General features: G+C 74.6%; 20 protein-coding genes. 8 read left to right on the top strand and 12 right to left on the bottom strand.

The window, feature by feature from the left end; translation table 11 throughout:
• Positions 1-79: 79 nt before the first annotated feature.
• Both ACFC0B_RS08395 and ACFC0B_RS08390 read right to left on the bottom strand, forming a co-directional pair.
• Positions 80-283 (bottom strand): DUF397 domain-containing protein, encoded by a 204-nt coding sequence (locus ACFC0B_RS08395; RefSeq protein ID WP_376083842.1) that lies wholly within the window; start codon positions 281-283, stop codon positions 80-82.
• On the bottom strand, positions 273-1,133 hold the full coding sequence (locus ACFC0B_RS08390) for a helix-turn-helix domain-containing protein (RefSeq protein WP_376083840.1): 861 nt from the start codon (positions 1,131-1,133) through the stop codon (positions 273-275). The genes ACFC0B_RS08395 and ACFC0B_RS08390 overlap by 11 nt, the downstream gene beginning before the upstream one ends.
• A gap of 93 nt (positions 1,134-1,226) precedes the next feature.
• Between ACFC0B_RS08390 and ACFC0B_RS08385 the strand changes: the two genes are divergently transcribed.
• Positions 1,227-1,775 (top strand): ATP-binding protein, encoded by a 549-nt coding sequence (locus ACFC0B_RS08385; RefSeq protein WP_376083838.1) that lies wholly within the window; start codon positions 1,227-1,229, stop codon positions 1,773-1,775.
• Positions 1,772-1,903, top strand: a complete 132-nt coding sequence (locus ACFC0B_RS08380; RefSeq protein WP_376083836.1) for a hypothetical protein — start codon at positions 1,772-1,774, stop codon at positions 1,901-1,903. Before ACFC0B_RS08385 ends, ACFC0B_RS08380 begins: the two co-directional genes overlap by 4 nt.
• A 98-nt stretch (positions 1,904-2,001) precedes the next feature.
• Here the strand turns inward: ACFC0B_RS08380 and ACFC0B_RS08375 are convergent, their stop codons facing one another.
• A complete protein-coding gene (locus ACFC0B_RS08375; protein ID WP_376083834.1) occupies positions 2,002-2,151 on the bottom strand; it encodes a hypothetical protein in 150 nt (49 codons plus the stop codon).
• A gap of 158 nt (positions 2,152-2,309) precedes the next feature.
• On the opposite strand from ACFC0B_RS08375, the gene ACFC0B_RS08370 reads away from it, so the two are divergent.
• Together ACFC0B_RS08370 and ACFC0B_RS08365 are read left to right on the top strand one after the other, a co-directional pair.
• The gene (locus tag ACFC0B_RS08370; protein ID WP_376083832.1) at positions 2,310-3,557 is read left to right on the top strand and encodes a histidine kinase; all 1,248 of its coding nucleotides are present in this window, start codon (positions 2,310-2,312) and stop codon (positions 3,555-3,557) included.
• The gene (locus tag ACFC0B_RS08365; RefSeq protein WP_376083830.1) at positions 3,545-4,195 is read left to right on the top strand and encodes a response regulator; all 651 of its coding nucleotides are present in this window, start codon (positions 3,545-3,547) and stop codon (positions 4,193-4,195) included. The genes ACFC0B_RS08370 and ACFC0B_RS08365 overlap by 13 nt, the downstream gene beginning before the upstream one ends.
• Before the next feature lie 151 nt (positions 4,196-4,346).
• Here the strand turns inward: ACFC0B_RS08365 and soxR are convergent, their stop codons facing one another.
• Complete coding sequence (gene soxR, locus ACFC0B_RS08360; RefSeq protein WP_376083828.1) at positions 4,347-4,850, bottom strand: redox-sensitive transcriptional activator SoxR; 504 nt, start codon at positions 4,848-4,850, stop codon at positions 4,347-4,349.
• 55 nt (positions 4,851-4,905) lie between these two features.
• On the opposite strand from soxR, the gene ACFC0B_RS08355 reads away from it, so the two are divergent.
• Together ACFC0B_RS08355 and ACFC0B_RS08350 are read left to right on the top strand one after the other, a co-directional pair.
• Positions 4,906-5,601: a transketolase gene (locus ACFC0B_RS08355; protein ID WP_376083826.1), complete on the top strand. Its 696-nt coding sequence runs from the start codon at positions 4,906-4,908 to the stop codon at positions 5,599-5,601.
• A gap of 22 nt (positions 5,602-5,623) precedes the next feature.
• Positions 5,624-6,517: a transketolase family protein gene (locus ACFC0B_RS08350; protein ID WP_376083824.1), complete on the top strand. Its 894-nt coding sequence runs from the start codon at positions 5,624-5,626 to the stop codon at positions 6,515-6,517.
• A 7-nt stretch (positions 6,518-6,524) separates the two neighbouring features.
• Here ACFC0B_RS08350 and treZ read toward each other — a convergent pair whose 3' ends face one another.
• From treZ to glgX, 4 genes are all read right to left on the bottom strand, one after another.
• Positions 6,525-8,243, bottom strand: coding sequence for a malto-oligosyltrehalose trehalohydrolase (treZ, locus tag ACFC0B_RS08345; RefSeq protein WP_376083822.1), 1,719 nt, complete (start codon positions 8,241-8,243; stop codon positions 6,525-6,527).
• Positions 8,240-10,762, bottom strand: coding sequence for a malto-oligosyltrehalose synthase (gene treY, locus ACFC0B_RS08340; protein WP_376083820.1), 2,523 nt, complete (start codon positions 10,760-10,762; stop codon positions 8,240-8,242). Before treY ends, treZ begins: the two co-directional genes overlap by 4 nt.
• Before the next feature lie 93 nt (positions 10,763-10,855).
• Positions 10,856-11,602: a hypothetical protein gene (locus ACFC0B_RS08335; RefSeq protein WP_376083818.1), complete on the bottom strand. Its 747-nt coding sequence runs from the start codon at positions 11,600-11,602 to the stop codon at positions 10,856-10,858.
• A gap of 131 nt (positions 11,603-11,733) precedes the next feature.
• Positions 11,734-13,878, bottom strand: coding sequence for a glycogen debranching protein GlgX (glgX, locus tag ACFC0B_RS08330; RefSeq protein WP_376083816.1), 2,145 nt, complete (start codon positions 13,876-13,878; stop codon positions 11,734-11,736).
• A 490-nt stretch (positions 13,879-14,368) separates the two neighbouring features.
• On the opposite strand from glgX, the gene ACFC0B_RS08325 reads away from it, so the two are divergent.
• The gene (locus ACFC0B_RS08325) at positions 14,369-15,649 is read left to right on the top strand and encodes an SAV2148 family HEPN domain-containing protein (RefSeq protein WP_376083814.1); all 1,281 of its coding nucleotides are present in this window, start codon (positions 14,369-14,371) and stop codon (positions 15,647-15,649) included.
• A 67-nt stretch (positions 15,650-15,716) separates the two neighbouring features.
• Here ACFC0B_RS08325 and ACFC0B_RS08320 read toward each other — a convergent pair whose 3' ends face one another.
• On the bottom strand, positions 15,717-16,226 hold the full coding sequence (locus tag ACFC0B_RS08320) for a GNAT family N-acetyltransferase (protein ID WP_376083812.1): 510 nt from the start codon (positions 16,224-16,226) through the stop codon (positions 15,717-15,719).
• Positions 16,227-16,302: 76 nt separating this feature from the next.
• Positions 16,303-16,554, bottom strand: a complete 252-nt coding sequence (locus tag ACFC0B_RS08315; RefSeq protein ID WP_376083810.1) for a hypothetical protein — start codon at positions 16,552-16,554, stop codon at positions 16,303-16,305.
• Between the two features lie 359 nt (positions 16,555-16,913).
• Between ACFC0B_RS08315 and ACFC0B_RS08310 the strand changes: the two genes are divergently transcribed.
• Positions 16,914-17,615, top strand: a complete 702-nt coding sequence (locus ACFC0B_RS08310; protein ID WP_376083808.1) for an exonuclease domain-containing protein — start codon at positions 16,914-16,916, stop codon at positions 17,613-17,615.
• On the opposite strand, the gene ACFC0B_RS08305 is transcribed toward ACFC0B_RS08310, so the two are convergent.
• Together ACFC0B_RS08305 and ACFC0B_RS08300 are read right to left on the bottom strand one after the other, a co-directional pair.
• Positions 17,587-18,489 carry a DUF3592 domain-containing protein gene (locus tag ACFC0B_RS08305; protein WP_376083806.1) on the bottom strand — a complete coding sequence of 301 codons (903 nt, stop codon included), beginning with the start codon at positions 18,487-18,489 and terminating at the stop codon, positions 17,587-17,589. The two genes, ACFC0B_RS08310 and ACFC0B_RS08305, sit on opposite strands and share 29 nt — an antisense overlap.
• Positions 18,490-18,617: 128 nt before the next feature.
• Positions 18,618-19,367 carry a polysaccharide deacetylase family protein gene (locus ACFC0B_RS08300; protein WP_376083804.1) on the bottom strand — a complete coding sequence of 250 codons (750 nt, stop codon included), beginning with the start codon at positions 19,365-19,367 and terminating at the stop codon, positions 18,618-18,620.
• Positions 19,368-19,506: the final 139 nt, after the last annotated feature.

The raw sequence follows: 19,506 nt of genomic DNA, 5'->3' as shown, positions 1-19,506 counted from the left end.
CTCCCCCCCCGGCCCCGGCCGCGCGGGGGGCCGGGGCCCGGGGGGGGGGGGGCCCCCCCCCCCCCCCCCGCCGGGGTGGTTAGGCCTGGGTGGGGAGTTCGCCGGTGTGGATGGCGGTGAGGAAGGAGTGCCAGGCGGTGGTGGTGAAGGTGAGGATGGGGCCGTCGGGGTCCTTGCTGTCGCGGACGGGGACGGTGTCGGTGAGGGAAGCGGCGACCTCGATGCAGTTGCCGCCTTCGCTACCGCTGTAGCTGCTCTTTCGCCATGTCAGATCAGTTGCCACGTCCGTACCCCTCTGTTGCCAAGTTCTGCATCCAGGACAGCGAGTCCTGGGGGCTCATTGCGGATTCCGAGAGCCGCGCGAAGACAAGCTCGTGGTGGGCGATGTCCGATTCCCGCTCCATGTACAGACTGCTGGTCAGCGCTTCGACATAGACCACGTCGCCCGGAACATCGGCGAAAGAGAGGATGTGGAACGCCATGCTCATCGAGGCATGCGTTCCTGCGGTGAAGGGCAGGACCTGGATCGCTACGTCGTACTTCTCGGCCAGCTCGATGAGATGAAGGACCTGGTCCCTCATGACGTGCGGACCGCCGATCGGGCGGCGGAGGACTGCCTCGTTGAGGATGGTCCGGACGCTGGGTGGGTCGGCGCGGTGGAAGATCTCCTGCCGTTGGATTCGAAGCTTGACTCGGCGCTCGATCTCGTCCGCACTCGGGGCTGACGGCGAGATCCGGAAGATGGCGCGAGCGTAGTCGGCCGTCTGGAGGAGGCCCGGAACCAGCTCGATCTCGTAGGCGCGGATGCGGGCGGCATCGGACTCCATGCCGACGTAGGTCTGGAACCAGTCGGGGAGCGCATCGCCGTAGTCGTGCCACCAGCCTCGCTGGGTGCTGCGGCGGGTGAGGGAGATGAACTGCCGCAGTTCGGCCTCGTCGGTGACGCCGTACAGTTCGAGCAGGGCGCGGACGTCCGATTCCTTGAGGGTGGTCTGGCCGGACTCGATGCGCGAGATCTTGGTCGCGCTGAACCGCAACGTGTCGGCGGCCGCCTTCGCTTGAAGCCCTGTCCGTTCGCGCAGTCGCCGCAGCTCGGAGCCGAGCCTACGCCGCAGCACCGTCGGACTGTCCACTCTGCTCGCTCCCTCTCGGTTGACATCGAGTCACAGTCTGCCACCTCCCTCGGTGATCACAAGCCCCTTGCGGTGAGACGCAATTGCGCGGAGATGCGCTTGCGAAGTGGGGCCATTGCAGAGCATGCTACATGCAGTAACTCGACGGTTCGTCTGAGTGATCATCGGCAGCACCACGCCTTCAACTCCCTGCACCAGGAAGGTGAATCCGCCATGTCCTCCTGCCTCCCGACCCCTCCCTCTCTCTCCAGCTGGCTCCCGCGCAGCAGGCGCTCGCCGGGGGAAGCGCGCCGGTTGCTCGAAAACCTGCTCGCGGATGCGCCCGGGGGTGAACGCTTTCTCGAATCCGGGAAGTTGCTCGTCAGCGAGCTGGTGACCAATGCCGTTCTGCACGGCACGCCCCTGGGGCGGCAGGTTCAGCTCGTCCTCGACGTCAACCGTCGACGTCTCCGCATCGAGGTGCACGACGCCAGGGGCGAACGCGGGCTGGTGTTGCGGGCGGCCGGTGGGGAGGACGAGTCCGGGCGCGGGCTCGCGATCGTCAAATTGCTGGCGCACCGCTGGGGCTGCTGCCCCCGTGAGGGCGGCGTGGGCAAGATTGTGTGGGCCGAGGTCGAGTCGCCCGTCGGGTGTGCCCGATGACGCCGGCGCGGCCCGTCACGGTCGAGGTCGTCGGCCTTGTCCCGCCCACGACCTACGCCCTCCTCTCCGAGGCCCTGGCCGACCTCTGGGCGGCCGTCCGCTTCCAGCCCATGAGCAGACCGGAGTGACGCCGGCTGGAGTGCTGCCTCGCCGGCCCCGGTGCCGAACGCTTCGTCGCCGAACGCCTCGACGACGGCCGCTCGTTGGAGCTCGCGGCCGGGGATCTTCAGCTGCGGTTGCGGCGGGTGGACCCCGTGCGGTGACGCAGCGCGTCCACCGGTAGCCCGGCGGCGGCGAGGCGCGCGCGGACGGCGGCTTCCTCCGCCGCCGTGACGGTGACGTGGAGGCCGCCGCCGGTGTCGTTCGCGCCGTGCACCGGAACGTCGTCGGGCCAGCCCTCGGCGTTGATGGGCGAGGGTCACTCCGCGGTGGGCCGGGGTGCGTCGGGCGCGGGGAAGCCTGGTACTGGGTTCACCATGAGATCGGGTACAGGTTTCATGGCACCGTCCTCCTGCGGTGCCCTAGCGTCGTGCCATGACGATTCCAGCTGGACTGAGACGCTCGGTCCTCCGGGCACGGCGGGACACCGTCTTTCTGACCGCCGGTGTGCCGCCGCACCTGGCGCTGGTGCCCGTGTGGGCCTGGGCGGCGACGACTACCGCCAGGACGGGGAACTGGATCCTGACGGTGTCCGTGTCGGCCGCACTGATCCTGCTCGGCACCCCGGTACTCACGGCCGTTCAGCGGGCCCGCTACCGGGCGCTCATCGGTGTGGACGTCCCCCGGCTCACCCCCGCCGCGCCGGAACGGCGGACGTGGGCCTCGGCCGCCCGGCGGCTCGCGGCGACGCGGCCTTGGCGCAAGGTCGGCTACCACCTCCTGCTGGGCCCGCTGCTCGCGCTGCTGGAGCTGCTGGTGCTCGTGCTGGCGGCGGCGGGCCTGACGGGCGTCATCGCCTACGCCTGGGCATGGGCGCTGCCGACCGGAATCCGCCAGGACTGGTTCGGCTACGTGACCCAGCTGCCGGTCTACACAGCGGCTGGACTCCTCCTCCTGTGCGCCCTGCCCTGGACCGTGCGGGCAGTGGCCCGGGCCGAGGCGCGGCTGGCGTTGGGCCTGCTCGGGCCCAGCCGGGCGCAGCGGCTCCAGGAGCGGGTCGATCAGCTGGCCGTGAGCCGGACCGACTTGATCGAGGCCGTCGACGCGGAGCGCCGCCGGATCGAGCGCGACCTGCACGACGGCACCCAGCAGCGGTTGGTGTCTCTCGCGGTCAACCTGGGTCTGGCCATGGCCACCCGCCCGGACCTGTCGAGCGATGCCCGGGAGGTGATCGCGAGAGCGCACCTGGAGGCGAAGGAGGCGATCGCCGAACTCAATGACCTGGCGCGGGGGCTGCACCCGGCCGTGCTCGAAGACCGAGGTCTGGACGCGGCGTTGTCCGGGCTGGCCGCCCGCACGCCCCTGCCGGTGCGGCTGCGGGTCGATCTGGAGGAGCGGGTGGCGCCCAGCGTGGAGTCGGTCGCGTACTTCGTGATCTCGGAGGCGCTGACCAATGCGACGAAGCACGCCGAAGCGATGCGTGTTGAGGTGACGGTCCGTCGGGTCGGCGAGGTGCTGCGCGTGCGCGTCACCGACGACGGGCTGGGCGGTGCCGACGCCGCCGCCGGCACGGGGCTGACCGGGCTGGCCAAGCGGGTCGGCTCCCTCGACGGGGCCTTCCACGTCAGCAGCCCCGTCGGCGGGCCCACCACCATCACCGCGGAGCTGCCGTGCGCGCGGTGATCGCCGAGGACTCGGTGCTGTTGCGGGTCGGCCTGATCGAGGTGCTGGAGATGGGCGGGTTCCAGGTCGCCGCGGAAGCCGGCGACGCGGAGGGGCTGTTGGCGGCGGTGGCGGAGCACCGGCCCGAACTCGCCCTGATCGACGTCCGGATGCCGCCCGGCTTCACCGACGAGGGGGTGCGGGCGGCGATGGAGATCCGTCGGCGCTGGCCGGGGACGGCGGTGGTGCTGCTTTCGCAGTACGTGGAGGAGCGGTACGCGGCTGACCTGCTGTCCGCGAACACCAGCGGTGTGGGCTACCTGCTCAAGCAGCGGGTCGCCGATGTCGCCGACTTCGTGGCGGCGGTGCGGCGGGTGGCGGACGGGGGCACGGCTCTGGACCCGCAGGTCGTCGCCCAGTTGCTGCTGCGGCGCGACAGCGACCCGCTCGCGCGGCTGACCCCCCGCGAACGGGAGGTGCTCGGCCTGATGGCCGAGGGACGCTCCAACGCCGGCATCGCGCAGGCGCTGGTGGTCAGCGAGAGCGCCGTGGCGAAGCACATCAACAACATCTTCGCCAAGCTCGACCTGCCCGTGGTCGACGCGGACCACCGCCGCGTCCTGGCCGTGCTGCGGTTCCTCGGAGCGTCCCGGACCTGACCCTCCCCTCCGTGATCACGATCTACGGCCGCAGTGGCCCGGAAGGCGCGCCCGGCCCCCACAAGGGTGGGATACCGCCGGGGCGGGGGTTCTCGTGATGATGGTCGGGAACCCTCCGGCCCCGGCCGCCCCCGCGGTCGGGGCCTCTTCGTCACTCCGTGAAGTCCCCGCCCGCCGGCTCCGGGCCGGTGGCGGGGTCGCGGGTGAGCAGGTAGCGGGCGCCCGGGCCGGCGGCGCCCGCGCGGTCGGCGGCGTTGTAGAGGCCGCAGCGGGTCAGCGACAGGCAGCCGCAGCCGATGCAGCCGGTGAGCTTGGCCTTCAGCCGCTCCAGCTCGGCGATCTGCTCGTCGATCCGGCTCTGCCAGGACTGCGCGACGCCGTCCCACTCCGCCCCGCTCGGCGCACGGTGCTCCGGGAGGCGGTCCAGGGCGACTCTGGCCTCGTCCAGGGACAGGCCGACCCGCTGGGCGGCCCGGACGAAGGCGATCCGGCGCAGCGTGCCGCGGGTGTACCGGCGCTGGTTGCCGGTGGTGCGGGTGGCGTGGATCAGCCCCAGCTTCTCGTAGTACCGCAGCGCCGAGGCGGCCAGACCGCTGCGGTCGGCGAGCTGGCCGATGGTGAGGAGGTCGTGGCGGCTGGGGCTGTGGGCGCTCATGGCGCTCACTGTAGCGCTTGACTTGAAGTCGACTTCAGGTAGCAGCATCGGGGCCATGACGAACCGCACCTCCTCCGGCTACGCCGAGCTGCCGGGCCTGATGGCCCTGATGACCGGCGACGAGAAGCACGGCCCGGCCGCGACCTCCACCCTGGACGCGCTGTGGGTGCTGTACGACCGCGTCCTCCGCGTGACCCCGGCCACCGCCGACGACCAGGACCGGGACCGCTTCCTGCTCTCCAAGGGCCACGGCCCGATGGCGTACTACGCCGTCCTCGCGGCCAAGGGCTTCCTCGACCCGGCGGTGCTGCCGAGCTTCGGCGCCTACGACTCGCCGCTCGGCCACCACCCGGACCGGCTGCTGATCCCCGGGGTGGAGATCAGCTCCGGCTCGCTCGGCCACGGCCTGCCGATCGGGGTCGGCACGGCGCTCGGCCTGCGCGCCCAGGGGCTCACCGAACCGGCGGTCTGGGTACTGCTCGGGGACGCCGAGTTCGACGAGGGCTCCAACCACGAGGCGGTGGCCTTCGCCGGCGCCTACGGGCTGGACCGGCTGCACGCCCTGGTGATCGACAACTCCTCGGCCACCCTCGGCTGGCAGGGCGGCATCGCCGCGCGCTTCGCCGCCGAGGGCTGGTCGGCGGAGACGGTGGACGGCCGCGACCACGACGCGCTCCACACGGCGTACACCGCCGAACACCCGGGCCGGCCGCGCGTCGTGGTGGCCCGCGTCGAGTCCAAGAACGCCTGAGCAGACAAAGGAAGCCCGAACCGTGGACACCATGCGCGACCGCTTCATCGAGACCACCTCCCGCCTGCTGGACGAGGACCCCCGCCTCGCCCTCGTCCTCGCCGACATCAGCGCCGCCGGCTTCCAGGCCGCCGCCGAGCGGCACCCGGACCGGCTGATCAACGTCGGCATCCGCGAGCAGCTGCTGATCGGGGCCGCCGCCGGCCTGGCCTTCACCGGCCTGCGCCCGATCGCCCACACCTTCGCCAGCTTCCTGGTCGAGCGCCCCTTCGAGCAGGTGAAGCTGGACCTCGGCCACCAGGGGGTCGGCGCCGTCCTGGTGAGCGCGGCGGGCTCCTACGACTGGCCGGCCGGCGGCCGCACCCACATGGCCCCGGGCGATGTCGCGCTGCTGGACACGCTGCCGGACTGGACGGTGCACGTGCCCGGCCACCCGGACGAGGCGGAGCGGCTGCTGCGCCACGCGGTCGCGGACGGCGACCGCAAGGTGTACGTCCGCCTCTCCGCGCACAGCAACGAGCGCGCCGTCGCCGTCGAGCCGGGCCGGTTCACCGTCGTCCGGCGGGGCACCCGGGGCGCCGTGGTCGCGGTCGGCCCGATGCTGGACGCCGTGCTCGCCGCCACCGAGAACCTCGACGTCACCGTGCTCTACGCGGCCACCGTCCGGCCGTTCGACGGCGCCGCGCTGCGGGCCGCCACCGAGCACGGCGCGGACGTGGTGCTGGTCGAGCCGTACCTGGCCGGGACCTCCGCCAACGAGGCGCACGAGGCCCTCGCCGACCGTCCGCACCGGGTGCTGGCCCTCGGCGTGCCGCGCACCGAGCACCGGCAGTACGGCTCGATCCCCGAGCACCTGGCCGCCTACGGCCTGGACGCGCACGGGCTGCGGGACCGGATCGCCACCTTCCTGGGCTGATGCCCCGTCAAGTGCGCAGTACGGCAACCGAGTCGGGTTCCAGGGTCAACGTCCCCCCGGCGGCGGAGTGCCCGCCGAAGGCCGCCACCACCTGCCCCTCCAGCGGCCACGAAGCGCCCCCCGCGCCGAGGTTGACCGCCACCCGGTAGGGCCCCCGGTGCACCACCAGCCACCCGGCGGCCTCGTCCGCCTCGACCCGCACCGCCGCCAGGTCGGGGTCCGACAACTCCGGACTTTCCCGTCGCAGCCTGATCAACCGCCGGTACCAGTCCAGGAGTTCGGAGTGCGGGGCGCGCCGGGGCTCCGTCCAGTCGAGGACGGAGCGCAGCACGGTGGCCGGCTCCTGCGGGTCCGGCAGCGCGTCCGCCGCCCAGCCGTGCTCGGCGAACTCCCGCCGCCGGCCCCGGCGGACGGCCTCGGCGAGGTGCGGGTCGGTGTGGTCGGTGAAGTACTGCCAGGGCGTGGCCGCGCCCCACTCCTCGCCCATGAACAGCATCGGGGTGAACGGCGAGGTGAGCACCAGCGCGGCGCCGCAGGCGAGTCGGCCGGGGGAGAGGCCGGTGGAGATCCGGTCGCCGAGCGCCCGGTTGCCGATCTGGTCGTGGGTCTGCAGGTAGCCGAGCAGCCGGTGCCCGTGGGCGGGCGGGAACGGGCGGCCGTGGTGGCGGTCGCGGAACGAGGACCAGGTGCCGTCGTGGAAGTACCCCCGGGTGAGGGCCTTGGCGACGGCGGCGAGCGGGGCGGCGGCGAAGTCCCCGTAGTAGCCCTGGGATTCGCCGGTGAGGGCGCAGTGCAGGGCGTGGTGGAAGTCGTCGCTCCACTGGGCGGCGAGCCCCTGCCCGCCGGCCTCGCGCGGGGCGGTGGTGCGCGGGTCGTTGAGGTCGGACTCGGCGATCAGGAACAGCGGGCGGTTGGTGGCCACCGCCAACCGGTCGACCTCGCGGGCGAGTTCCTCCAGGAAGTGCACGGCCCGGTCGTCGGCGAGGGCGTGCACGGCGTCCAGCCGCAGGCCGTCGATCCGGTAGTCGCGCAGCCAGGCGAGGGCGCTGCCGGTCAGGTAGGCGCGGACCTCGTCCGAGCCGGGCGCGTCCAGGTTGACGGCCGCGCCCCACGGGGTGTGGTGCCGGTCGGTGAAGTACGGGCCGAACTGCGGCAGGTAGTTGCCGGCCGGGCCGAGGTGGTTGTGGACCACGTCGAGGATCACGCCGAGGCCCTTGCGGTGCGCGGTGTCGACGAAGCGCTTCAGCCCCTCCGGGCCGCCGTAGGGCTCGTGCACGGCCCAGAGCGAGACGCCGTCGTACCCCCAGCCGTGCTTGCCGGGGAACGGGCAGACCGGCATCAGCTCGACGAAGTCCACGCCCAGCTCCACCAGGTGGTCCAGCCGGGCGGCCGCCGCGTCGAAGGTGCCGGCGGCGGTGAAGGTGCCGATGTGCAGCTCGTACAGGACGGCGCCGGCGAGCGGGCGGCCGCGCCATCCGGTGTGCGACCAGGGGAAGGCGGCGTGGTCGACGGCGCGGCTGGGGCCGTCGGGGCCGTGCGGCTGCCGGGGCGAGCGCGGGTCGGGCAGCGGGCGGCCGCCGTCCAGCACGAAGGCGTGGTCCCCGGCGGGCGCCTCGCCGTGCCACCACCCGGCGCGGGCGCCGTCCCGTACCAGCGGGTGGTGCGCGCCGTCGACGGCCACCTCGACCCGCTCGGCGGCGTACGGCGCCCAGACCTCGTACCTCATGCGCCGCTCCTGGTCAGCAGGGCCACCGGAAGGTCGGCCAGCAGGTCCTTCACCAGCACGGGGCCGGCCGGGACGGGCCGGCCGGTCAGTTCGTCGGTCCACCCGCCGCCGTCGGGCAGGTGCAGTTCGGTGCCGCGCCAGCCGCCCTCGCGGGCGAGCCCGTGGGGCAGGCGGGTGACGACGGTGAGGACGTCCGGTCCGCGTCCGAAGGCGAGCAGGTGGCCGGCGGCCGGGCCGACGGCGGTGTGCGGCCGGTGGGCGCCGAGCGGGCGGGTGCGGCGCAGGTGCAGGGCGGTCGTGGTGAGGTGCAGCTTCTCGCGGGCGAGGTCGCCCGGGCGGGCGACCGGCGAGTCGGTGAGCCGCACCGCCAGCGCCCCGAGGTCGACGGCGCGCCGGTTGTCCGGGTCGACCAGGGTGTACAGCGGCTCCTCGCTGCCCTGGTAGAGGTCCGGTACGCCGGGCACGGTGAGGTGCAGCAGCGCGGCGGCCAGCGTGTTGGAGCGGGCGTACGGGGCGAGCGCCGCCACGTACCCCTCGATCCGGGGGAGCAGGCCGGGGTTGCCGAAGACGGCGTGCACGCGGTCGGCGAGGGCGCGTTCGAAGCGGATGTTCTGGGTCGTCCAGGAGGTGTGGACCTTGGCCTCCCGGGCGGCCTTGAGCACGGCGGCGACCAGCCGTTCGGGGGTGGCCGGCCAGGCGGCGACCAGGGTCTGCCAGAGCAGCCAGTCGCTGTCGGGGTCGAAGCGGGAGCCGGGCCCGGGCCCGGCGGCGGTGGACCAGGCGGCGGCCTCGGCGGCCCAGGCCTCGGGCTGCTCGGCCAGGACGGCGAGCCGGGCGCGGGCGTCGGCGCTGCGCTTGGTGTCGTGGGTGGAGAGCACCGTCATGGTGTGCGGCCAGTGCCGTTCGACGTAGTGGCACCAGGCGTGGAAGTCCTCGGGCCGCAGCCCGGGCCGGGCGGGCTCGCCGCCGACCTCGTTGAGGCTGAGCAGCGCGTTCCACCGGTAGAAGGCGGTGTCCTCGACACCCTTGGCGGCGACCGCGGCGGCGGTCTGGGCGAAGCGGACGGCGAACTCGTCCTGCTCGGGGCCGCGGCCGAGCGCGCCCTCCGCGAGGCCGGCGACGAAGCGGTCGGTGGCGTCGGTGGGCTCGCCGTCGGAGGCGAGCGCCTCGCGCAGCTGTGCGGCGGAGGCCTCCGGCAGCGGCTCCCCGGGCCGCGCGTACGGCCGGTACGCGGGGTAGCCGGTGAGCAGCCGGCGTAGCGCGGCGCGCAGCCGCCCCGGCGGGTGGTCGGCGTGCGCGGGGTCGGCGGCGCCGAGCCGGACGGCCAGCCGGACCAGCCGCTCCACCTCGGCGGCCAGCTCGCCCTCGGGCCCGGTCATGTCGGCGCGCCCCCGCCGGGCGGCGGCCTGCGCCGGGTGCGGGTCGGCGCAGGGTTCGCCGCCCGGGGGAGCGCCGGTGAGGAAGGCCTCGTACGCGCCGGCCAGCCGGCAGGCGCCCGCGTGGTCGGTGAGCACTCCGTCGATCCGGCGCAGCGCGTCGTACCCGGTGGTGCCGGCGCACGGCCAGTCGGCGGGCAGCCGCTCCTCGCCGGTGAGGATCTTCTCGACGACCGTGTACGCGCCGCCGGTGGCCTCGGCGAGCCGCTCCAGGTAGCCGCGCGGGTCGGCGAGCCCGTCCGGGTGGTCGATCCGGAAGCCGTCCAGCACGCCCTCGCGGTGCAGCCGCAGCAGCACGCCGTGGGTGGCCTCGAACACCTCCGGGTCCTCGACCCGGACCGCGATCAGCTCGTTGACGGTGAAGAACCGCCGGTAGTTCAGCTCGGTGCGGGCCAGCCGCCACCAGGCCGGCCGGTACCACTGGCGGGCCAGCAGCTCGGGCAGCGGGAGTCGCTCGGTGCCGGGGCGCAGCGGCAGCACGTGGTCGTGGTAGCGGAGCGTGTCGCCGTCGACGGCGAGCTGGTCGAGGACGGCGCCGAGCCGGTCGCCGAGCAGCGGCAGCAGGACCCGGCCGCGGTCGGGGGCGTCCGGCGGGCCGGGCAGCGCCTGCCAGTCGATGTCGAACCAGCGGGCGTACGGCGAGTCGGGTCCGTCCCGCAGGACCTGCCAGAGCGGTCGGTTGAGGTGCTCGGGGGCGGGCACGGCCATGTGGTTGGGCACCACGTCGGCGAGCAGCCGCAGGCCGTGCCGGTGCGCCTCGGCGGCCAGCCCGCGCAGGGCGGCCTCGCCGCCGAGCTGCTCGGCGATCCGGCCGTGGTCGACGGTGTCGTAGCCGTGCGCGGAGCCGGGCACGGGCTCCAGCAGCGGCGAGAGGTGCAGGTGGGAGACGCCGAGGGCGGCCAGGTAGGGGACGGCGGCGGTGGCGTCGCGCAGGGTGAAGCCGGGCTGGAGCTGGAGCCGGTACGAGGCGGTGGGGTACGTGGTGGGGACGGCGCTCCGGACGGTGGTCGGGCGGCGGGACGGATCGAACGACGGGACGGAAGCGGCCGGGCGTGACGGCGCGGGCTCGGCGGCGTGGGTCATGCCTCCATGCCTACCCGGCGGGGCGCGGGGGCAAGACCCGTTGCTGATCCGAACAGGTGAGCGGCCCTGTGGCGGGCGGGCGTCGGGGGAGTCTCAGTGGCCCCGGCGGCGCCACCCCCGGGGGACGGTGAAGTAGCCCGGACGCTGCGGACCGCCGGCCCCGGAGCGGCCGAGCCGGAGGATCAGGCCGTGCTCGGCGCGGGCGGCCGCGACCAGGGCGGCGGCGCCCGGGTCGTCGGCGTACTGGCTGAACGAGCTGTTGAACATCGTCGGGGTCGGCTCGGGGAGCGGCCGGCCGCCCGGGTCGTCCCAGATCAGGGTCGCTTCCGGCGCGTACAGCCGGGGACCGTTCCGCGGCGAGCCGTCGGGGTGGCGGCCGCCGTGCCGGTAGTACGCCAGCGCGTCGGCGACCGAGCCGGGCGGGTGCGGCTGCCGGGGGTCGTGGTACAGGCCGCTGCCCCAGTCGGCGACCTCGGCCGCCTCGATCCGGCGCAGCAGGCCCGGGACGTCCGGCCCGGCGGCGAAGTAGGCGGTCGCGGCGAGCTGGCAGACCAGCTCCAGGCGGCGGCCGGGGTCGAGCCCGAGGCCCGGGGTGGCGCGCCGGTCGTCGATCTGGGTCACGAGGTGGGTCACCCCGTCGACCGCGCCGAGCCGCGCGATCAGGCCCTCGACGGCGGCGCGCTCGGCGGCCCGGGCCGCCTCCGCCTGCGGGGTGCGGGCGCGCGCGAGCACCCACCGGTACGGGGGCGGGCGGCGGATCGTCGCGTCCGCGATCCGCCCGGGAACGGAGAGCAGCGTGCCCAGGAGGAACTCCGTCGCGCTCGGACGATCACCCGTCATGTCGGCCGTCCCCTCGGTCCCCGGTGCTTCCGGGGACCACCGTGGCCCGCGCGACGGCCGGTGCGCAAGATCCGTCGGCGAACCGGGACACGGACGTGGCGCGGGCGGGACGTCGCCGCGAGGCAGGTGGCTCAGGCGGGACGTTGCAGCACCATCAGCGAGCGGTCGGTGAGCCAGAGGGCGTCCCCGGCCTTGACCCGGGCCCCGGCGCCCGGCGCGGGCAGCCCGGGCGCGGCGGTGTCCACCACCACCTGCCACTCCTGTCCGTGGCCGGCCGGCACGGTGAACTCCAGCGGCTCGAAGTGCGCGTTGAACATCAGCAGGAAGGAGTCGTCGACGATCCGCCCGCCGCGCCGGTCCGGCTCCGAGATGGCGTAGCCGTTCAGGAACACGGTGAGCGACTTGGCGTAGCTGGCACCCCAGTTGCGCTTGGTCATCTCCTCCCCGGCGGGGGTGAACCAGGCGATGTCGGTGAGGTCCTCGTACCCGCCGCCCCCGCCCTCCCCGGCCGGCCGACCCGGGACCGGGCGGCCGTGGAAGAAGCGGCGGCGCCGGAACACCGGGTGGTCGCGGCGCAGCCAGACCATCTGCTGGGTGAACTCCAGCAGCCGGGTCCGCGGCCCGTCGCCCTCCGGCCAGTGCACCCAGGTGAGTTCGCCGTCCTGGCAGTAGGCGTTGTTGTTGCCCTGCTGGGTGCGGCCGAACTCGTCGCCGTGGGCGAGCATCGGCACGCCCTGGGAGAGCATCAGGGTGGCGAGGAAGTTGCGCTGCTGACGGGCCCGCAGCTCCTCGACGGCGGGGTCGTCGGTGGGGCCCTCGACGCCGCAGTTCCACGAGCGGTTGAAGGACTCGCCGTCCCGGTTGCCCTCGCCGTTGGCCTCGTTGTGCTTCTCGTTGTAGGAGACCAGGTCGCGCAGGGTGAAGCCGTCGTGGCAGGTGACGAAGTTGATCGAGGCGATCGGGCGGCGGCCGTCGTCCTGGTAGAGGTCCGAGGAGCCGGTGAGCCGGGAGCCGAACTCGGCGAGGGCGGCGTTCTCGCCGCGCCACAGGTCGCGCACGGTGTCCCGGTACATGCCGTTCCACTCCGTCCACAGCGGCGGGAAGTTGCCGACCTGGTAGCCGCCCTCGCCGAGGTCCCAGGGCTCGGCGATCAGCTTGGCCTGGGAGACCACCGGGTCCTGCTGGACGAGGTCGAAGAACGAGGAGAGCCGGTCCACCTCGTGGAACTGCCGGGCGAGGGTGGCGGCGAGGTCGAAGCGGAAGCCGTCCACGTGCATCTCGGTGACCCAGTAGCGCAGCGAGTCCATGATCAGCTGGAGCACGTGCGGGCTGCGCATCAGCAGGCTGTTGCCGGTGCCGGTGGTGTCCTCGTAGAACCGCTGGTCCCGGGCGAGGCGGTAGTAGGACACGTTGTCCAGGCCGCGCAGCGAGAGCGTGGGCCCGAGGTGGTTGCCCTCGGCGGTGTGGTTGTAGACGACGTCGAGGATGACCTCGATGCCGGCCGCGTGCAGCGCCTTCACCATCGACTTGAACTCCTGCACCTGCTGGCCGCGGTCGCCGGTGGAGGAGTAGGAGGAGTGCGGGGCGAAGAAGCCGACGGTGTTGTAGCCCCAGTAGTTGGCCAGGCCGAGGTCGCGCAGCCGGTGGTCGCGGACGAACTGGTGCACCGGCATCAGCTCGATCGCGGTGACCCCGAGCTTGGCGAGGTGCTCGATGACGGCGGGGTGGGCGACGCCCGCGTAGGTGCCGCGGATCTCCTCGGGGATCCCCGGGTGCAGCTTGGTCAGGCCCTTCACATGGGCCTCGTAGAGCACGGTGCGGTGGTAGTCGGTGCGCGGCGGGCGGTCGGTGCCCCAGTCGAAGTACGGGTTGATCACCACGGAGTGCATGGTGTGCGGGGCCGAGTCGAGGTCGTTGCGGCGCTCGGGGGCGCCGAAGTGGTAGCCGTAGACGGACTCGTCCCAGTCGACGTGCCCGCTCATCGCCTTGGCGTACGGGTCCAGCAGCAGCTTGGCGCTGTTGTGCCGCTGGCCGAGGCCCGGGTTGTACGGGCCGTGGACGCGGAAGCCGTAGCGCTGGCCCGGCTGGACGCCGGGGAGGTAGGCGTGCCGGACGAAGGCGTCGGTCTCGCGCAGTTCGACGGCCGTCTCCGAACCGTCCTCGCCGAGCAGGCAGAGCTCGATCCGGTCGGCGCTCTCCGAGAACACCGCGAAGTTGGTGCCGGCCCCGTCGTAGGTGGCGCCGAGCGGGTAGGGGGTCCCTGGCCAGACCTGCATGGTTCCTCGACTTCCTTGCGTAGAACGTCCCTGCTTAGAAGGAGAGCTGGCGGACAGTCCGGTGGTCGGGGCAGGACTGCGGAGCGCGCCGGCCGGGAGCCGTGACCTGCGGCACACCGGCGCGGCACAGTCCGCATACTCCCCGACGCTTTCCCCGTCGGCGGGGCCATTCGCGCCGTGTTCGCCCGAACGGGTGTCCCCACGGTGTTCCGGCGGTGCCCCGGGATCGCTCCGGCGCCGCCGCGGGGCTTCCGTGGTGCGCGGGGCGGATGGGACGGCCGGGGCGGTGAGCCGGGGCCGTCCGGCGCCGTGGTCCAACCGGCTGCGGGCGGTTCGCGGCGGGCAGTACCCTTGATCGTCCGGCCGTCCGGGGCTCGTGGCGGTCCATCAGGCGAACCGGCGGCGCACCGTGCGGCCGACCGGCCGGACGGCAGGCAGACACTCCGAGCGGCCCCGGGCGGCTCCCAGCAGGAACCAGGTGAGGTGGCGCATGGTGTTCCCCGCCGGCGGTCGTGGCGGTGGGCCCGGCGGCCCCGACCGGGGCAGCCCCCGCAGCGAGGCGCCGACGGTGGTCATGCGGCCCGCCCTGACCGGCGGGCGCTCGCTCCTCCCGGCCCAGGGCGGACCGGTGGAGGTCCCCGCGCTCGCCTGGTCCGGTGCCGAGTGGGAGGACGCCTACCAGCGGGTCCGCCTCTCCGGGCGCGCCTACGTCTGGCTCAACCTGGTCGAGCAGCGGCTGCGCTCGCTCGTCGACGAGGTGCTGCACCCGATCTACGCGCCCGCGCACGGCGAGGACTGGGTCACGGCCGCGGCCGGCCCGGCCGGCGAGGAGTGGGCGCACCGGGCCGGCGCCGTGCGCGAGGTCAGCCGGCGCAAGGGCTACCTGCTGGACCCGGCCGACGACGACCCGCTGGTCTTCCTCACCCTGCCGCAGCTGCGCGAGCTGATGGTCCAGCACTGGCCCTGCTTCGAGCCCTACCTGGCCGACCGCCGGGAGATCGAGCTGGCCCTCGACGAGCTGGAGGTCGCCCGGCACGTCGTCTCCCGCAACCGCGTTCTCACCCCGACCGTCCTCGCCCAGACCGAACGGGCCGCCGCCCGGCTGCTCGCCCTCTTCGACGGCGGCGCCGGCGCCGTGCCCGCGGACGTCGTCGAGTCGCTGGTCGCCGGCCGGTACGCGGACGTCGTCGCCGTCCACCCCGACCGGGTCCGGCTCCAGCGCGACCTGCCGGTCGAGGACCTCCTCGACGGCGCCCGGCGGCTGGACGCGCTCGGCATCGGCCTCGGCATGCTCTGCCAGAACTACACCGGCAAGCGGCTCGTCCGGCTCGCCACCGACGGCTGCCGGGTCCGGCTGCTCTTCCTCAACCCGGCCAGCAGCGCCGTCCGCCGCCGGGAGCGCGAACTGGGCCTCGGGCGCGGCGAGCTGGGCCGCTCGATCCAGATGAACATCCTGCACGTGCGCCGGGTCCGGGCCGCGCTGCGCGACCAGGGCGGCTTCGAGATCCGGGTGTTCGACGAGACCCCGCGCTTCACCGCCTACCTGGTCGAGGGCGTGCCGTCCGCCGCCCCGGCCCCCGGCGGCCGCCGCCAGACCCGCGACCTCGGCGTCGTCCAGCCGTACCTGCGGCGCGCCCGCGGCATGGAGTCGCCCGCCCTCGTCCTGCGCGGCGGCGCCGGCCAGCAGCCGGGGGGCACCGACGCCGGGCTGCTGGAGGTCTACCGCGAGGAGTTCGAGGGCGTCTGGGCCGACTCCCGGCCGGTGTCCTGAGCCGGGGCTCCCCCGCGCGGGGGACGCGGTCCCTCCCCGCGGTGGAGGTGCCGGGCCCGGGGCGGCTTCAGCTGCCGGGGCCGACCGGCCGGCCCCCCACCGGGCGGACCATGTGCACGTCGACCGGGTCCTGCGCCACCATCGCGAAGCCGTGCCGCTCGTACAGTCGGCGGGCGGCGCTGCCCTGGACGACCACCAGCCGGACCGCGACCCGCGCGGCGTCGGCCTCCGCCAGGACGTGCCGCAGGACGGCGGTCCCCAGGCCCCGGCCCTGGTGGGCGGGGGAGAGGTAGAAGTGCTCCAGCAGCCGCCCGCCCGGCCCGCCGTGCCCGTCCGGTCCGCCGTGCCCGTCCGGCTCCGGCCGGACCGTGACGCAGCCCGCCAGGGCTCCGCCGACCTCGACGACCGAGGTGTACCGCGGGGAGAAGGCGTCCCGCAGCCGCTGGCGGACCCGGTGCTCGTCGTAGCGGCCGAGCCGGACCAGATCGGCGCGCATCACCTCGGCGCGCAGCTCGGCGATCGGCTCGACGTCGGCCGGGCCGCCCGGGCGCAGGGTCCACGCGGGAGTGCTGGTCACCCTCGCAGTGTCCCAGCCGCCCGGGCGGTCCGGCCAGCGGATTTCCGCCCGCCGGCCCGCCGGGCCGCCGGGGCCGCTACGGGACCAGGATCCAGAGGTCGTACTTGTTGCCGCTGTAGGGCCCGCGGCACTCGGCCCGGCCGGCGTAGGAGTCCCGCAGGTCGACGCAGTCCGACCAGGAGAAGCGGCCGATCTTCTTCCAGTAGCTCGCCACGCTCGCGGCGGACCCCGCGGTGTCGCTCGGAGCGGCCTGGGCGGTGGCGGCGGTGGTGCCGAGCAGGGCGGCGGCCGTGAGGGCCGCGCCGGACAGCAGGAGGCGAGTGCGCATGTGCCTGTCCCTTCGTCGTCCGCCGGGTGGCGGACCGGATGGCTGGTGCCACCGAATCCGCCCCGCCGCGCCCGCCACAACCCGTCGGCGCCGTCCCGGACAGCCGGACGGCGCCGACCTGCGGTGCGGCCGCCGTCCCGGACACGTCCCGGACGCCCCGGCCCGGCCCGGCCCGTGGCGCGTGCGCCGCGCAGTCGTGGGAGTGCTGGAGAGGCGGGGCGAGGACGGCCCCCGGAGGACGGCCCCTGAAGGGGCGGAGGGGGCCTGGTGCGCGGGGGCGGAGCCCCCACCGGCCGGATTGTCGGAGGGGCGGGTGATGATAGGGGCTGTTTCGAGCAGAGGACGGAAGGACACACCCTATGAGCTGGTGGCAGCAGCCACTGGTCGGCTTCGACCTGGAGACCACGGGCACCGACCCGGCCGTGGACCGCATCGTCACGGCCGCCCTCGTGGACACCGTCGGGGCCCGCCGGCTGAGCGCCACCGGGTGGCTGATCGATCCGGGCGTCCCGATTCCGGTCGAGGCCGCGGCGATCCACGGGATCGGCGACGACCTGGCCCGGGCCAAGGGGCGGCCGGCCAAGGAGGCGGTGGAGGAGATAGCCGCCGCGCTGTGCGAGCGGCTGGCCGCCGGGCGGCCGGTGGTCGCCTTCAACGCGCCCTTCGACCTCTCGCTGCTCGACGCCGAGCTGCGCCGGCACGGCCTGCCGGTGCTCGCCGACCGCCTCGGCGGGCCGGTCGCGCCGGTCCTCGACGCGCTGGTCATCGACCGCGCCGTGGACAAGTACCGCAAGGGCTCCCGCACCCTCCAGCGGGTCTGCGAGGTGTACGGCGTCGAGCTGACCGACGCCCACGAGGCCGGCAGCGACGCCCTCGCCGCCGTACGGGTCGCCGTCGCCCTCGCCGAGCGCTACCCCGACCGGGTCGGCGACGTCCCGGTGGCCGAACTGCACGCCCGCCAGATCGAGTGGTTCCGCGCCTGGGCCGAGGACCTCCAGTCCTGGCTGCGCCGGGGCAAGGACCCCGAGGCCGTCATCGATCCCCGCTGGCCGCTGCGCTGAACCCGTTCCCCCCCAGCAGACGGGCCTTGGCGGCGGCGAACTCGGCGGTGTCGAGGGCTCCGTCGCGGTGGAGCGCGGCGAGGCGTTCCAGGGCGGCGACCACGTCCAGGGCGGGCACGGCGGCCGGGGCCGGGACCGGGGCGTCCGCGACGGGCTCGGGGACGAGCGCGGCGCGCACGTTGTCCGGGTCGGCGGGGTCGTAGCGGACCTCGGCGGGGGCGCCCCGGCGAGGGGCGTCGTAGGCGGGGAAGGCGTCGGTGACGGTGGTCCGGCGCCGCTCGCCGTCGGCGGTGGTGAACTCGACGGTGATCCGCAGTTCCGGGCAGTCGTTGTAGGTGGCCCCGGTGTGGGTGAGGTCGGTGATCCGGCCGGGGACGGTGATGCCGTGGCGCTCCATGCGGTCCTGCCGGTCGGCCTGGAGCCGGGCGTCCAGGCGGAAGGCGCGCCAGCGGCGGGCGCCGTACCGGTCGAGGACGGCGGCGAGCAGGGCGAGCGGGAGGACGGGGACGAGCGGCCAGGGGTGGAAGGAGCCGTTGGCGAGGGCCGCGCCGAGCAGGCCGAGGGCGAGGCAGCCCAGCAGGACGCCCCGGTCGGAGGTGGCCGAGGGCTCGGTGGTGGGGGCGTCGCCGTGCGCGGTGGTGGCGGTGCCCACCAGGCACAGCAGCCAGAGCAGGATCCCGCCGGCCAGGTACCCGGCGGTGCCGAACCCGTTGCACTGCTGCTCGGGGCCGCAGGCATCGGTGCCGTACGCGCGGACGAAGCCGGTGGCGGTGAGCCATCCGCCGGCCGCGGTGAACGGGCCGAGGATGACGAGTCCGATGATCCGACCGCTGTTCAGGCGCGGTCCGAGGGCGGTGGGTTGATCGGTGGCCATGGGGCGGAGTGTAGGGCCTCCCCCTGGGGGTCCGTCGGTCGGGCCGCGGCCGTGGGACGAGCCCGGCCGGACGCCGGGGGCCTGCGGGCCCCCGGCGTCGCGGCGGTGGATCGAGGCGGGTGCCGGGGTCAGACCTCGGGGAAGTCGAAGCCGTAGCCCTCGGCCAGCAGCCAGGGCAGGAGCACCTTCAGGGCCTCGACGGTCTGGCTGCGGTCGCCGCCGCCGTCGTGCAGCAGGACGACGTCACCGGGGTGCAGGCGGGTCTGCACGGACTGGACGATCTTGTCGGTGCCGGGGAGGGACCAGTCGCGCGGGTCGACGGCCCAGCCGAGCGGCCGCAGGCCGAGGTCGGCGGCCATCCGCCGGTCCACGGCGTTGAACTGACCGCCGGGGGCGCGGAACCAGCTGATCGGGGTGTTCGGTCCGGCCGCCTGGAGGATCATGTCCCGGGCGGCGGTGATCTGGTAGTACACCTCGTCGGGGCTGAGCGCGGCGAACGGCTGCGGGTGGTCGACGCTGTGGTCGCAGAGCCGGTGGCCCTCCGCGACGATCCGCCGAACGGCGGCGGGGTCGGCGGTGACCCGGTCGCCGACGACGCAGAAGGTGGCCTTGGCGCCGTACTGGGCGAGCAGGTCGAGGACCTGGAGGGTGGCGGGGCCGGGGCCGTCGTCGAAGGTGAGCGCGACCGTCCGCCCGCCGGAGGCGGTGTGGCGGGCGGTCTCCCAGGAGACGCCGGCGGCGGCGGGGCCCGTGGCGGCCGCGGCGGGGGCGACGGCGGCCAGGGCGAGCGAGGCGGCCAGGGCGGCGCAGGCGGCGAGCCGGGCGGCGGAGGCGGACCGGAGGCGGGTGGACCGGGGGCGGGTGGGGCGTTCGGACATCGGAGGCTCCTGCGGGGATGTGGGGGCAGGTGACACTTGGTCAGATCCTTTGTCCGGCGGAGTTGTTGGCAAACGTACGATCAGAAAATCGGCCCGTCCTCCGGCGACTTTCGGCCGCCGCGCCACCCGCCCCCGAGGC

It is taken from the genome of Kitasatospora sp. NPDC056184 (genome assembly GCF_042268405.1).
GTDB lineage: Bacteria > Actinomycetota > Actinomycetes > Streptomycetales > Streptomycetaceae > Kitasatospora.
The sequence above is the reverse complement of the archived record's forward strand: the minus strand, read 5'-3'. Positions and strand labels throughout refer to the sequence as shown.

Excerpts from the sequence above, each read along its gene's own strand:
- ACFC0B_RS08385 (WP_376083838.1), top strand. The coding sequence starts at position 1,227 with ATGCGCTTGCGAAGTGGGGCCATTGCAGAGCATGCTACATGCAGTAAC.
- ACFC0B_RS08380 (WP_376083836.1), top strand. The coding sequence starts at position 1,772 with ATGACGCCGGCGCGGCCCGTCACGGTCGAGGTCGTCGGCCTTGTCCCG.
- ACFC0B_RS08370 (WP_376083832.1), top strand. The coding sequence starts at position 2,310 with ATGACGATTCCAGCTGGACTGAGACGCTCGGTCCTCCGGGCACGGCGG.
- soxR (WP_376083828.1), bottom strand. The coding sequence starts at position 4,850 with ATGAGCGCCCACAGCCCCAGCCGCCACGACCTCCTCACCATCGGCCAG.
- ACFC0B_RS08355 (WP_376083826.1), top strand. The coding sequence starts at position 4,906 with ATGACGAACCGCACCTCCTCCGGCTACGCCGAGCTGCCGGGCCTGATG.
- treZ (WP_376083822.1), bottom strand. The coding sequence starts at position 8,243 with ATGAGGTACGAGGTCTGGGCGCCGTACGCCGCCGAGCGGGTCGAGGTG.
- treY (WP_376083820.1), bottom strand. The coding sequence starts at position 10,762 with ATGACCCACGCCGCCGAGCCCGCGCCGTCACGCCCGGCCGCTTCCGTC.
- ACFC0B_RS08335 (WP_376083818.1), bottom strand. The coding sequence starts at position 11,602 with ATGACGGGTGATCGTCCGAGCGCGACGGAGTTCCTCCTGGGCACGCTG.
- glgX (WP_376083816.1), bottom strand. The coding sequence starts at position 13,878 with ATGCAGGTCTGGCCAGGGACCCCCTACCCGCTCGGCGCCACCTACGAC.
- ACFC0B_RS08325 (WP_376083814.1), top strand. The coding sequence starts at position 14,369 with ATGGTGTTCCCCGCCGGCGGTCGTGGCGGTGGGCCCGGCGGCCCCGAC.
- ACFC0B_RS08315 (WP_376083810.1), bottom strand. The coding sequence starts at position 16,554 with ATGCGCACTCGCCTCCTGCTGTCCGGCGCGGCCCTCACGGCCGCCGCC.
- ACFC0B_RS08310 (WP_376083808.1), top strand. The coding sequence starts at position 16,914 with ATGAGCTGGTGGCAGCAGCCACTGGTCGGCTTCGACCTGGAGACCACG.
- ACFC0B_RS08305 (WP_376083806.1), bottom strand. The coding sequence starts at position 18,489 with ATGGCCACCGATCAACCCACCGCCCTCGGACCGCGCCTGAACAGCGGT.
- ACFC0B_RS08300 (WP_376083804.1), bottom strand. The coding sequence starts at position 19,367 with ATGTCCGAACGCCCCACCCGCCCCCGGTCCACCCGCCTCCGGTCCGCC.